General features: G+C 51.0%; 8 protein-coding genes. 1 reads left to right on the forward strand and 7 read right to left on the reverse strand.

What is annotated here, in order from left to right:
* Positions 1–12: 12 nt before the first annotated feature.
* The 7 genes from JKP77_RS14125 to JKP77_RS14155 form a co-directional block, all read right to left on the reverse strand.
* On the reverse strand, positions 13–1,110 hold the full coding sequence (locus JKP77_RS14125) for a sulfotransferase family 2 domain-containing protein (RefSeq protein WP_218311805.1): 1,098 nt from the start codon (positions 1,108–1,110) through the stop codon (positions 13–15).
* Positions 1,111–2,145 (reverse strand): cupin-like domain-containing protein, encoded by a 1,035-nt coding sequence (locus JKP77_RS14130; protein WP_218311806.1) that lies wholly within the window; start codon positions 2,143–2,145, stop codon positions 1,111–1,113.
* On the reverse strand, positions 2,145–2,864 hold the full coding sequence (locus JKP77_RS14135; protein WP_218311807.1) for a SapC family protein: 720 nt from the start codon (positions 2,862–2,864) through the stop codon (positions 2,145–2,147). Before JKP77_RS14135 ends, JKP77_RS14130 begins: the two co-directional genes overlap by 1 nt.
* A 24-nt stretch (positions 2,865–2,888) precedes the next feature.
* The gene (locus tag JKP77_RS14140; protein ID WP_218311808.1) at positions 2,889–4,445 is read right to left on the reverse strand and encodes a tryptophan halogenase family protein; all 1,557 of its coding nucleotides are present in this window, start codon (positions 4,443–4,445) and stop codon (positions 2,889–2,891) included.
* Between the two features lie 186 nt (positions 4,446–4,631).
* On the reverse strand, positions 4,632–7,349 hold the full coding sequence (locus JKP77_RS14145; protein ID WP_218311809.1) for a TonB-dependent receptor: 2,718 nt from the start codon (positions 7,347–7,349) through the stop codon (positions 4,632–4,634).
* A 700-nt stretch (positions 7,350–8,049) separates the two neighbouring features.
* Positions 8,050–9,612, reverse strand: coding sequence for a tryptophan halogenase family protein (locus tag JKP77_RS14150; RefSeq protein WP_218311810.1), 1,563 nt, complete (start codon positions 9,610–9,612; stop codon positions 8,050–8,052).
* Positions 9,613–9,779: 167 nt separating this feature from the next.
* Positions 9,780–10,814 (reverse strand): LacI family DNA-binding transcriptional regulator, encoded by a 1,035-nt coding sequence (locus tag JKP77_RS14155; protein WP_218311811.1) that lies wholly within the window; start codon positions 10,812–10,814, stop codon positions 9,780–9,782.
* A gap of 450 nt (positions 10,815–11,264) precedes the next feature.
* On the opposite strand from JKP77_RS14155, the gene JKP77_RS14160 reads away from it, so the two are divergent.
* A complete protein-coding gene (locus JKP77_RS14160) occupies positions 11,265–13,784 on the forward strand; it encodes a family 20 glycosylhydrolase (protein WP_218311812.1) in 2,520 nt (839 codons plus the stop codon).
* Positions 13,785–13,798 lie beyond the last annotated feature (14 nt).

A 13,798-nucleotide genomic window follows, 5' to 3' on the forward strand; every position in this document is an offset into this window, starting at 1 on the left:
CTTATCTTATGGCTACCAACGGTTAAGCCCTTTGCGAACAGCATCCTCTTGACGCATAACCTGCGCCATCTCCCGGGTTAAACGCAGCTGTAATTTTGGCTGTGTCACATCCAGGCCTAATCCCGGGGTTTGTGGTGCACTGTCGATCAGGCGGGCTATCGCTATCACTTCATCAAGCGGGTCGCTGTGTTTGATGCTTTTGACCTGTTTGGCAAAGCGGGTATTGGGGTAATAAAAGTTCACGGCATCACGAAAAAGTGATAGCCAGTTTCTGGTGTAGTCTTTGCCTGTAGAGACGGTTTTATGCAGGTAGTGGTTTAGCGTCACCAGAAAGGTTTTGTTGGTTTTAATGAAGGTTTTGTCCTGCAACTCCACATCGAGAATGCAGTTATACATGGTGTACGGGATCACAAAGTCCAGCCTGCCGCCTTTGAATGTTATGTTTTGCACGGCCAGTGTCTTGGTGTTCTCTGCAAGACGAGCCAGACAGTGATTATAAAGCTTCATGTCCATCGCGTTGTTGGCAAGGATCTTTTCGCGAAGGGCTTTTGAAATTTCCCTTACATCAGGACGGTTTAAGGTGGCGCGTTTTACATCAATGGTATCTGGCCATTGAAAGCCGCCTTTGCTGGAAAGGTAAGATAAAGACAGCGCGTACTGCTCAAAAATACCGGTGTGGATGTTTAACTCGTCAATAATGCCGAGAATGTCATCGGTTCGCTGCTCCGATATGTCGGTATTGTCGTCATAAATGCGCCGGCCATCCAGAAACTTCAGCATGTAGTTACTGGTCTGCGGATTGTCGATATATTCTTCGAAACTTCGCGGCTGTGTAGTTAAATACTGCATGAAATCCTGATTATTACGGATGTAATAATATTCGGAAATGAGCCTGTCGAGTGGATCCCGGAGCATCATAAAGATGAATTCATCCCGGTAGCGGTCCAGATTTTCACGCTGGAAAATATCGCCACAACTGGATTTTTTAGTTTCAAAAACCAGATGCCGGTAATGGTAATTTATCGGCGTTTGCCAGGACGTTCCCTTAATCACACAGTTGATTGAGGTGCCACCGGTTTTGGGGATATGAATAAAAATCGGCTCTTTCATTTAACTGTCAGCATACTCATTCAGTTTATCTGCCAGCCATTTAGCCAGCTGTTTACGCTGTGCATCCGGGACGTCACCCAGTACCCCTTTCACGTGGTCTGGAATATGTGCAAAGGTGTCGCTGTCGGACCAGACATAATGATCAAACGTGGCTTTCCATGCCTGCTTCACCGCAGGAGACATATGCGAGTATGTCAAAATCGATAACAGCAGGGTGTCTAAGCCTACCAGCGCTTTACCGTCGTCCAGGGCACCGCCATACCAGTAATTTACCAGACCGTTGATCCCGTCCAGCGCTTCAACATGATGCCACCACAGGGTAGGCACATAGACCGCATCACCGGGTTCCACCTCCGCGATGGTGGCGGTGGTAAGCGCCGCTTTGATTCGCGGGAATTTTGCGAAATCCGGCGCTCGCAAATCCACTAAACTGACAGGAGCCCCGGCGGGGGTTTTGTCCAGCGGCCCGATGTAAAGGTTAGGCAATTGTTCCGGTGGAAAGAACGTGAAGCGCCTTTTTCCCGCAATCACACAGGCGATGTTTTCACTGTCATCATTATGGGTGCCGACCACCGTGTTATTTCCCAGCCAGATCCTTGGCCTCACGCTGTCGGGCAGCAGGGTCATCGGGTGCTGTTGTAAAAACTCAGGAAAGAAATCATCGATGTGTGCGCTTTGCCACGAATGTGTTGCATAGCCGGGGTTTTCTGCACTGGCCTGCACATCACTCAAGAAGCCGTCAAGCGTCACCGCGCGCCGTTCAAAATTGAAGCCGGTGAAGCGTTTGTTGTAAAACATAAAGCCATTTTCAGCGGCGCGGCAGCGCACGGCTTCAATTTTGCCCTGGTACTGATACGACCGTAAATACGCAATAAAATCCCCGGCCGACTGCCTGGCTGCTGCGACGGCCGGCCAGCTACCTACCAGGTTTTTTAATATGGCAGGTCTACCTTTTTTGACGATGTCATCGCGAAACCGCGCAGCGTCGACATTGTGGTAAACCTCAACCGAGGGCAGATTTTCCAGATGCATCATTATTTCGACTGTGACTTCATGCGTTTTAGCGCCACCATGCGCTGTAACTGGCCAATTGACGTGAGGTGCGCATATATCGCTGGCAGATAATGCCGTTTGTGAAGCTGGGCAAGTACATCCGGCTCTATCTCGTCCAGACGCTCCTCATTGACTTTGTACACGCCATTCAAACTGGTGTTTCCGTCATCGCCAAGGGCGAGGGACAGAGAGGCTTCGTGCAGTAAGTCGTTGTCGATAAGGTAATCGATGAATTTTTTGGTGGCGAGTTCTTTGGTCATCAGTTCTGACAGAAACGCAGACACCTTGTGCAGATTGTCGGTTGGCTCGCCGTCATCAGTAAATAAACGCTGGCCATCCGTGTCACTGACCAGGTTGCTGGTCGTATCAATGGCGATGGCAAAGTTTTCTGACTCTGCGGTTTCTGCAGTCAGCACAAACGGGTAGCGTTGCACGTTAAGTGGAAAATAGTTGGTGTTCAGTCGCTCCGGTGTGAAGTAGAGGTTTTCGTCCTGATCAAACCCAAGCAACCCCACCGCTTTAAATTCCGCCGTATTCGCTTCTTTGATAAAGAAAATCGGGAAGTTGATGGCGGCGTGCATAAACTCATTTGCCACCAGTGGCACCATGTTTCGGTGGTACATGTGCTCAAATCGCGTTGTGCTTTTCAGCTTCAGGTTCCGGTGCTTATTATTATCTAGTAACTCAATGTTTTTATTCATAATGATAACTGCATTTGGTTAGTGTCATATGGCTTTCATGCCGTGTAGTCTGATTTGATCAATCAGTTCCCGGTGCGTCGGCAACCCTTTGAGAACATGGGTCTGGTATTTCGCCATACGCTGGCGGAATTCCTGTGTCTGCAACTGGTGAAAATAGCGTTTACGTGAATCTGACAGGTCGGTGTGAAAATCCATACCGTACAAAACATACTGGTAGTTTTCTAACTGAAATATTTCGTATTTACTGAAGAAGTCAGATTCGGCAGGCGGACGGTGTCGCCAGGCTTCCAGTCGTTCCAACAGGCTGTCCGGAGCGGTTTCCGGTCGGGTATTATCAATCCAGAATTGCGTATCGGTTCTGCGGCTTAAAAAATAATGCAGCTTGATAAAGTCGATTACGCGATCCCACCCATACCGGGTGATCGTATTCACGCGCTTCGCTGAATGTGACATGGATAGTCTGGTGGCCGGGAACTGCTCGACTACCAGCTTTGCTGTCGCTTCGATCAGCAAAATGGCGGTAGCTTCCAAAGGCTCAAGAAACCCCGCTGACAGCCCTATCGCGATACAGTTGTTGCGCCAGAACTCGCTGCGGTAACCTATTCTCATTGGAATGTGCCGGCATTCACATTGTGCGGCTGCCGGACCAATGTAATCGCGAAGCACCTGTTCGGCGGTATCGTGATCGGTATATTGCGAGGAATACACATAGCCGGTACCGCGACGCTGCGTTAACCCAATATCCCATGTCCAGCCGGCTTCCTGAGCGGTCGCAATGGTATGACTGGCAATTGGCGCGGTGTCATCCGCATAAGGCACTTGCATTGCCACAGCGTGATCGACAAATAACATATCGTTTTTGTCTTCAAAGGGGACGCCCAGCGTGTCGCCCAGCAGCATGCAGGCAAAGCCGGTACAGTCGATAAACAAATCGCCGTCGATAATGCCGGCGCTATCCGTCTCAATCGACGCAATATCACCGTTTGCAGACTGATGTACCGAGGTGACGTTTGCCAGGATATGCTGAACGTTGTGCGTTTGTATACCGTGCTTTGTCAGTAACGCCGCAAATTTAGCTGCATCGAGGTGATAGGCATAATCAAATACGCCATCAAATTCCTTGGTCGTAATTTTCTTTGGTGCCAAGCCAGCATGACAGGCCTGCGCCTGTGCGGATACGAGATCTTCGTATCTGATATTGTGATGCTCGTGCAACAGCCAGTATGGCGTGAGATCAAAGCCGGGATTGGCGGGGTATTGAAACAAATGCTGGTAAGCATGATGCTTGCCATTCTCTGGCGGATATAGCCAGTCGACAAAGTTAATAGACTGCTTAAACGTGGCATCGCACTCACGCACAAACTCGGTTTCGCTGAGGCCAATCAGCTTAAGCGTCTGGCGCATGGTAGGAACGGTGCCTTCACCCACGCCAATGGTGGGAATGTCAGGTGATTCCACCAGGCAAATATCAATACCGTGCGCGTCTTTCTGCGTGCTGAGTTGTGACGCAAGGATATTCGCGGTAAGCCACCCCGCGGTGCCACCACCCACAATTACGACTTTTCTAATGCTGTTTGTCATCGCGATATCTGTCAATCAACCGGCGAGCATTGCCTGCCTTTCATACTACGTGAACCCCTGCCTCAATACCATCGGTGCACACCTGTGCTATTGCGGGAGAGCCGCTTCGCGTGTTGTCGGTGCTGTTAAGAAAAAAAGCCAAGCAGATGCTTGGCTATAAAGGAACAACACATCAATCAAACAACGTTAGAACGAGAATCGCGCACCCACGACAAAACGGCGGCCGTTTTTGTACAGTGAGTACAGGCGATCCTTATCGGTGTTGTACTGGACAATCTCTTCATCCAGCAGGTTCACCGCTTCAAGCGTCAGCGAGATGTGTTCAGTCACGTCGTATGACGCGCTGGCATCCCACTGGCCAAAGCCTTCAGTCCACACTTCTGCACCGTTGGGTGAAATGCCCTGGTACCAGTCATCACGGTAGTTATACATCAGGCGTGCACCAAAGGTGTCGTTTTCATAGTAACCTACCAGGTTCATCATGTTTTTCGATGTACCTTCAAATAAGCCAGAGCCGGGTACGTTTTCGTCACGGGTCTGGTCAGATTTGGCATCGGTATAGGTATAGTTAGCCTGGACCCCGAACCCACCGAAGTCATGTTGCAGGTTCAGCTCGATACCGTTGATAGTACCGCCCAAATCATTTACCGGCTGGTTAAAGGCAACAGGCACGTCCTGATAGCGGTCATTCGAGCGCAGCTCGGTTACGACGTTTGACGTGCGCATCGACGAGATGGTTTTGCTGAAGTAGGTAGCAGAGAACATCGACGCCTCGGCATAATACCACTCGTAAGACAGGTCAAACTGGTTGGCAATCATCGGCTTGAGGTAAGGGTTACCGCGTGTACCGGTACTGGAGCCACCACCTAAATCACCGAAGTATTCGGTTGACGCAATCTCGGTCCAGTTGTGACGAGACATAACGCGCGCCGCACCTACACGAAAGATCATGTCGTCTGACAAATCAAACGCAATGTTGGCACTGGGTAAGAACTCGTTGTAATCGTTTTCCGCTTCCACCCAGGCTAATTCAGACGGCGCTAACCAGTCGTAGTTAAGGGTTAACAAGCCGGACGAATCCTGACTGAATTCATAGCCGCCAGAGGTTTGGTCGGTCGACACATAACGCACGCCAACGTTACCGCGGTAGCCGTCGCCGTCGAAATCACCCTGTACATAAAAGGCGGTAATGTCTTCTTCAATTTTGTAAATATCAGCAAGAGACAGGTGCGCAGCATAGCCGGCAGGTTCGCCATTAAGCGAGCCAAAGGCGATGTCTTCCATAGCCTGCTGGTTTTGCGTGACCTGATTGGTAAACGAGCCGTTAACCACCGCATCAACCGATTGCGAACCTGATGACAGGTTACAGTCAGCCAGCGTAGGGCACTGGTCGAATATCCACCACATGTAACCCGCAATATCCTGACCCTGAGAACCAGTCAGACCCGGACGAGTGGTTTCACCCCACTGCCAGCTGTTTACCTGACGATCCAGGATTGAGTTCTCGGCTTTACGAATTTTTAAGCCGGTTTTCAAAGCAGTGAACGGGCCATACTCAACCGGGACTTCCAGATCCAGCTGGGCATAATCTTCTGCATCATGCGTAGGGCGTTTACCCCCCCAAATCCAGCCTGCAGCAAACTGGCTTGCATCGCTGGGATCAACTGAGGTTTCGATTGTAGGTGTGCCGCGCAGATCATACGACCAGTCGGTGCCGCCAGCCGGTGCATATTCCCACGAGGTTTCGCGCAATGTACCGCCGTTGGCTTCGGTAGTCCCTACCTGCAGGTGCAACAGATACGTATCTGTGCTGTAGTTCATCTCTAAATCGATAGACTCGGTTTCGGTGCTCGATACCCGGTTGATGAAGTTATAAGGCAGGCGGCCTGAAGATGACGAAGCAACCACGTTGTTGTCACCCACGATGGTGCCGTTTTCGATAGTTTCGATAACGTTACCCGCGTCTCCCGGACCAATCAGCAGGTTCTGGTTTCGGTTGTTGGCATCCATTTCAGAGTTCAGGTAATTCAGTGTGAATTCCATCTCATCCGTTGGCGCATATTGCAGTGACGCAAACACGGTGCGTCGCTCGCGTGACTGGTCAAATCGTGGTACGCCGATCAGGGAAGGTACGTTGTAGGTATTGCCAATGATGGACGCATCGTCTGTGTCTTCAGCGGTTGGCGTGACTTTGTTGTATCCGAGTACTTCAAAGCCCTCACGACGTACGGTGCGATCCTGTGCGATAACGTTTACCAGGAAACCAAATGTCTGGTCGTCATTTTTCCACGAATACAGCGCGTCCAGTTGTGGATCCGTTTCTTCCGAGGTCTCTGAGTACTGGGCCTGCACACCAACGTTCACGGTATTGGCGTCTAGTTCCAGAGGTTTGCGGGTGCGCAGAATAACTGTACCCCCAATAGAGCCTTCATCGATAGACGCCTGTGGCGACTTATACACTTCCAGGCCTTTTACAATGGATGATGGCAGCAGGGTGTAGTTAAAAGAACGGTTAGACGGGTCAAGGATAAACCAGTCAGCGGAGGCGACAGTCTGTCCGTTTAACAGCGTACGGTTTAAGTCTGGCCCCGCACCACGAATACTGATTTTTTCACCTTCACCAAACTCACGACTTACGGCGACACCGGTGATACGAGAGAGCGATTCAGCGACGTTCTTATCAGGAAACTTGCCAATATCCTGCGCGCTGATGGAGTCTACAATGCTGTTCGCGAACCGTTTATTGTTAATGCTTTCTTTGGTGCTTGCACGAATGCCGGAAACTTCGATTCTTTCGATCATATCGTTTTCAGCACTTTCCTCCTGTGCTGTTGCCGTATTCACAGCAAAACTCGACGCGACCGCGAGTGCCAGTGTCGAGAATTTCAGATTTCTTGTTTTCATAGTTATGTGGTCCCATTCGTCGAGGTGAAGTAGAAATGACAGCGATGTCATTTTGAACAATCTTAAATCCTGACAGCGCTGTCATCAAGACTTTTTTTACATGTTTTTTACAGCAACATGCTGCATTCCCCATGGCGTAAGGCGAAACGGGCGATATACCTGTGCAAAAATAATTCAAATTAGGCAGTTTGATGACGGAAAAATAGCAAAAATAGGATGAAAGTTTCGCTCTGCGTTCATGATGACAATGCGTTGCTGTGCGCCAGTAAGTATAAGTATTAACAACCCTGTTACCTGTCACGGTGAAATCGCAGTATTAGCCTTGAGAACAATGGAACAATGGAACAATGGAACAATGGAACAAGGAACAATGAAACGATGAAACCCTGGCCCGTGTTGGCCGGATACAGTGTGATAGTCGTATCGAGAGTACGTAGCCTGATCTTATACCAGCCGGTGGTAATACCAATCCGTAATAGGACGAGGAAAACACGCCTGTGGAAGACGATGGCATGGCGGAGGTGTACCGACGGGCTGCTGATGGAGGTGGACAAAGGTGTGGGGAATGCGATTACGGCGCTGCACTATTACAGCAGTGTGGAGAGAGGGCCATTTCCTGCAGATTCTGCCTTGCCCCTGCATACTTCGGGACCCGCCGGGTAACTACAGACGGGTTCGCATCTTCTTTTAAGCAGCAATACTATCTGGCGCGGGGGAAGCGATCTTTTTCCAGGGCTTTTAACAATGCCCTGTGGGAAATCAGTTTTGCCTGCGTATAGCCCCAGCGTTCTTCCAGCGCCGCAGATGCCATCCTTGCGAGATCCGAGGCTTTGCCGTAGCTTTCGGCCATGGCATGTAATTGCTTCTCTGACTGCATGCCAAAGAGGATAAATTCGTAGTGCTCCCTTGTGAACAGGCTCTGACAATCAGGAAATTCGCAGCTGGCTGGTGGCGCACTTTGCCAGCGCAGCAATTTTTGTTTCAATCCGGCGGGCCAGGTCGATACACGCTTATTGTCCAGCCAGAAGGGGGTATCTTCGCGGCCACTAAGCACATAATGCAGCTTAATAAACTCCACGACATTGTCCCAGCGGCGAACAAAAGTGTCGTTGTACAGCGCCGCAGTGTGAGGCATATCCGCGTGTTTCGCCGGAAATAAATCTGCCACCTGTTTGCAGGCGTCTTCTATCATTAGCAAGGCGCAGGATTCAAGCGGCTCAATAAATCCCGCAGACATACCAATGGCGACACAATTATGGTGCCACGCTTTCGCGCGGCGGCCCGGGCGAAGGGGAATCACTCTGATATCGCCGGGCAACTGTTCATCACCCAGATACGTCATCAGGGCATCCCGGGCCTGCGCATCACTGCAGTCAGCCGAGCGGTAGACGTAGCCGATACCGCGGCGATCTCTCAGGCCAATATCCCATACCCACCCGGCGTCTTGCGCCACGGAACGGGTATATGGCGGAATTTCGGTATTTTCGCTGGAGTAAGGCACTTGCATGGCGATGGCACGATCGGCCAGCAGAATATGACTGTAATCCACAAAAGGCACATTCATCGATTGCGCTAGCAGGCGGGAAGAAAATCCCGTGCAGTCGATAAAAAGATCGCCGGCAATATCTCCGGCCTGGCGAGTCGAGATATGCGTAATGTCACCTGCAGCATTGTGATGCACGTGGGTAAGGTCTGCCTGAATGTGCGATACGCCCATTTCATAGCAGGCAACACGAGACAGCAAATTTGCAAACTTACCGGCATCAACATGGTAACCGTAATTCAGGTGACCCTGAAATTCTGGAGTCGATAATTGTTTCGGAGCAAGCCCAGCCTCACAGACCTGTTGCTGTATCGACACTGAGTCAGCGAAAGGGTGAGGATCGTCATTAAGGTGTGATAACCAGAATGGTACCGGGCTTACCGGCCAGTTGAGTGTAGGGGTATCAAACAGGTGATAAAACGCATCGTTATCGGTATTCGCGGAGTGATGTCGCCAGTTTTCAAACCGGGTTCCCTGATTGAACGTCGCCTGACATTCCTGCATGAAACGGTTTTCCGAAATTCCGAGATGGGCAAGGGTATTGCGAAGCGATGGCCAGCATCCTTCGCCTACGCCAACCGGGGTGCTGCCCGGTGACTCAACAAGGGTAATACGAATGTCGTGATTTACCTTGTCACAGAGCGTTCTTGCCATGTAGGCGGCGGTCAGCCAGCCGGCAATCCCGCCACCTACAATCACTAATCGGGAAACCTGACTCATGTTGCGCATCTCTTATTCTTAATATGCATGGTGTCAGCCATGGCGCATACCATTGGCACGTTTGCTCTGGCAGGCAATTGTATGTCTTCACAACAAACGACAGGGTAGCCAGCGCATCGTCTTTGATAAAACATAGTACCGGCCTGATGACGCACTTGTAAAACCGGTTAGTCGGGCAGGTAGGTAGACTCCCTGACGACCAGCTCCGGGTGAAAGTGCACATGCTGAACTTCCTGGCTGGCGAACCGCGCATTTCGGCCCGATTGCACCATGTCGATAAGCGTACGGGCAGCGTCGCGCGCAATTTCGTCGGTTGGCTGCGCCGCTGTCGTCAGTTTCGGCCAGGTTTGTCGTGAGAATGGCGAGTTCTCAAAGCCGGCAATTGCCAGTTTTCCGGGCACGTCGATACCGTTCAGTCTTGCAGCAAACAGGGTACCTGACGCTATCTCATCGTTACAGGCAAAAATAGCCGTAGGAACATCGTCTTGCTCCAGCAGTGTCTTCAGCCCTTTAACCCCACTCTCAAACGAATAGCTACCGTCAATTTCCAGTGCCGGATCCACACTCAGGCCACTGTCGATAAGGGCCTCGCGATAACCTTGCTTTCGCTCTTCTGTGGAACGGTGACCCTTGTCACCGGAAATAAAGGCAATACGTTTATGCCCCAGTGAAATCATGTGCTCAACAATATTTCTGGCGGCATCTCTGTCGTGAACAAACACGCACGGACGGTGCGTACGTTTGGTTGCGCTTCCTGACACGATCCGCACGTAAGGGACATCAAGCTCATCAAGTGCATCCATGACACTGGCCATTTCCGATAACGGTGGCGATAACACAAGGCCAGACAACTGAGACTTTCTTACCATTTGCACGATTTCGTCGATGACATTCGGACTTGCGGCCTGACAGGGGTGAATAATCAGCTCATAACCGCGTTCGCGACACTCCCGTAGTATGCCGTTTTGCATATTGATAACGTAGTAAGCGTTCGGGTTGTCGTAGACGTATCCAATGGCATAGGCTTTGGTGCCTGCCAGATTCCGGGCTGCTGTATTGGGCTGATAATGCAACTGCGCAATGGCTTGCTGGACTTTCTCTACGGTTTCCGGTTTAACGGTAGGTTCCGCGTTGATCACCCGCGACACCGTTTTAAAGGATACACCGGCAAGTTTAGCGACATCTTTTATGGTTGTTTTCACGCCACAACAATTCCTGAATGTCGTTATCGTCACTGCTGAGCGATAACGCTGTTCGAACAGGCACCTATGATGCCTTTTTCCAACAATAATGAGTAGTGCTCATGTCCGTCATATGCAAATAATTTACATCGAAACCTGACTTTCTGACCGGTGACCTTACTGCAATAAACGCGGCAAAATTTCCGTTTGACGATGTGGTTGTCAGGTCATACCTGCTCATACCACAGGGAACACGTGGGGTAGACATGGGTAGCACAGTTAATGTTAATAAAAGTTTGCATGAACAATAGGCATGTTGTAAAGTGAAATTAATGACAGCGTTGTCACGCGGTCTTTGATACTTATTATTATTTGTTAACTATGCCCTGTATTATCTGCTTTTGATGCGTTTTCGTGCTAAATGACAGCGTTATCAAAAAGTGTGGGAATGTTTTACGCTGGTGGTACACAATGCTCAATAAAACAATGTTACTGATAAGTGGTTTGCTCTGCATAGCAGGCTGCGTACATTCAGCACCTTCTCGAGCGCCGCTGCAACAACTGGCGGATAATCTGGGGGTGAAATATCAGGTCATCGATACAGTCTCACAGTCTGCGTGCCGGGAAGCGGGAATCGACAGCGATTGTTTTAGTGCCGCCGTTACCCTGACATTGCCAGCCACATTGCCCGATTCTGACTGGGAGATTCGCTTCAGTCATGTCGCTCCCGTTGAGGCAGTCACATCTGACGACTTTACCGTAACGCACATTAATGGTGATTTGCACGCACTTACGCCAGTACGCACTCTGTCACCGGGTGAGACACTTGAAGGCACTCTTCACGCACTGTTCTGGCATGTGTCCCGTTCTGATGCTATCCCGAACTGGTATCTGGTAGCCCCCGGGGCAGAGCCTGTCATTATTGAAGCCACCCGGTCGACAGTCGATCCGGTTCGTAAAATAAATACACCAGTGCACGCCGGCGAATGGGCAACGCGTAATCAGACCCGTCGCAGCGCCGCCGATACGATGCCGCTGGCCGATGCCGGATGGCTGTTTGAACATTATTCTAACTGGACTGAGTATCATCCCGACAGTGCTCCCCGCGTTATACCGGATGTCACAAGGTTAGACGTAACAGGCAACGCCGTTCCTGCGAAGGCTCTGGCAATAACGCTGGCAGCAGAACATCCCGCCCGTAGTGTATTCAGGAACGCAGGAATTCAGCTGCAAGCGAATGGCTTTCCGGTAAGGTTCGAAGAAACTCAGGACCTGACAGGCGCGGCTTACCAGATGAGCATCGATAATGAGGGCGTGAAGATTTCCGCCGCTAACGCGTCTGCCAGAGACTATGCGCTACTTACTCTGGCGCAGCTTTATCAGCCTGAGCAGCAGGCATTTCCCTCAGTGCGTCTCGCAGACGAACCGGCCTACCGCTATCGCGGTATGCATGTGGACATCGCCCGTAATTTTCCAGGCAAAGCCGTGCTGTTTGAACTGGTTGAACAGATGTATCGGGTAAAACTTAATAAACTGCATCTCCATCTCGCCGATGATGAAGGCTGGCGACTTGAGATTGAAGAGTATCCCGAACTTACGGATATCGGCAGTCGCCGCTGCGAGTCAGAGAACGAAAGCGCCTGCCTGATGCCGCAGCTTGGCAGCGGGCCGGACGCAAACAGCAGCGTCAACGGTTATCTTACGGCAGCTGATTACAAAGCGCTGGTTCAGTATGCCGCAGAACGTCATATCGAGATTATTCCGTCGGTGGATATGCCGGGTCATGCCCGCGCTGCGATAAAGAGTATGCAGGCGCGACAACAAACGCACCCTCAGTCACCGGATCTGGTGGAGGAGGCGGATACCACCGTTTATCGCTCTATTCAGTTTTACAATGACAACACCCTTAACCCGTGTATCGCCGATACCTACACCTTTGTGGACACGGTCATCAGTCGTATCCAGCAGTTACACGATGACGCTGGCGTACCTTTGAAAGTCTTTCACATGGGCGCCGATGAAACCGGTGGCGCGTGGGTTAACTCACCTGCCTGCGAGGCCATGCTGGGTGAGCCGCTGACGAAAGAAACCGCGCATCAGTTGCTGGGGCATTTTGTAGAAAAAGTGCAACAACTGACAAAAGATAAAGGGCTGATTCTGGGCGGCTGGAGTGACGGCATGAGCATGTTGCCAGCGCAGAAACGCACTGAGGATACGCTGGTAACCGTATGGACAACGCTGCCAGCGGGTGGAGCAGGTACGGTGGCTGAATGGCAACAGTCCCAGGCACAGGCTGTGCTGGCTTTCCCGGATGTTCTGTATTTCGACTTCCCTTATCAGAATCATCCTGAAGAGCCAGGGTATTACTGGGGGTCTAAAAATACGGACTTGTTTAAAGTGTTTCAGTTTACGCCTGAGGTGCTTCCGGTACATCAATACCTTTGGACAGACAGGATGGGCAAGCCGTTTAGCCAGAACCCTGAGTATACGGATGCAGCGCAAGACATCGCCGGGATCCAGGGACAAGTGTGGACGGAAGTGATCCGCAGTGCTGACACGCTGGAGTATATGGTCTATCCGCGCCTGTTTGCCCTGGCCGAGCGTGCATGGAATCCAGCCCCATGGACGAAGGCGGCGATTGATACCGTGGCGGGAAAAGCGGACGCGGTGAATGCCCTGCATGAACAGCAGTACGCTGCATATTCGGCTTTTGCCGGGCAACTGGTAAGCTATCAGTTAAAACAACTCGTCGACCGGCAGGTAAATTTCCGTCTGCCGCCGCCGGGAGTAAAAGTGGTAGATGGCAGAGTTAAGGTGAATGCCGCTTATCCAGGGCTTGGCATTGCCTGGTCTGAAGATAAGACGCATTGGCAGCCGGTAACCAAAGAACTCACACTCATGCCTGAGTACTACTTCCGTACATTCCTGCCGGGAACTGACAGAGTAAGTGCCAGTGTACAGCCTGCAAAGGCTGCGGCTACACAGCAGTAATGGCAGCAGAGGAT

Origin of the sequence: Alteromonas antoniana (assembly GCF_019249295.1) — a bacterium.
Lineage (GTDB): Bacteria > Pseudomonadota > Gammaproteobacteria > Enterobacterales > Alteromonadaceae > Alteromonas > Alteromonas antoniana.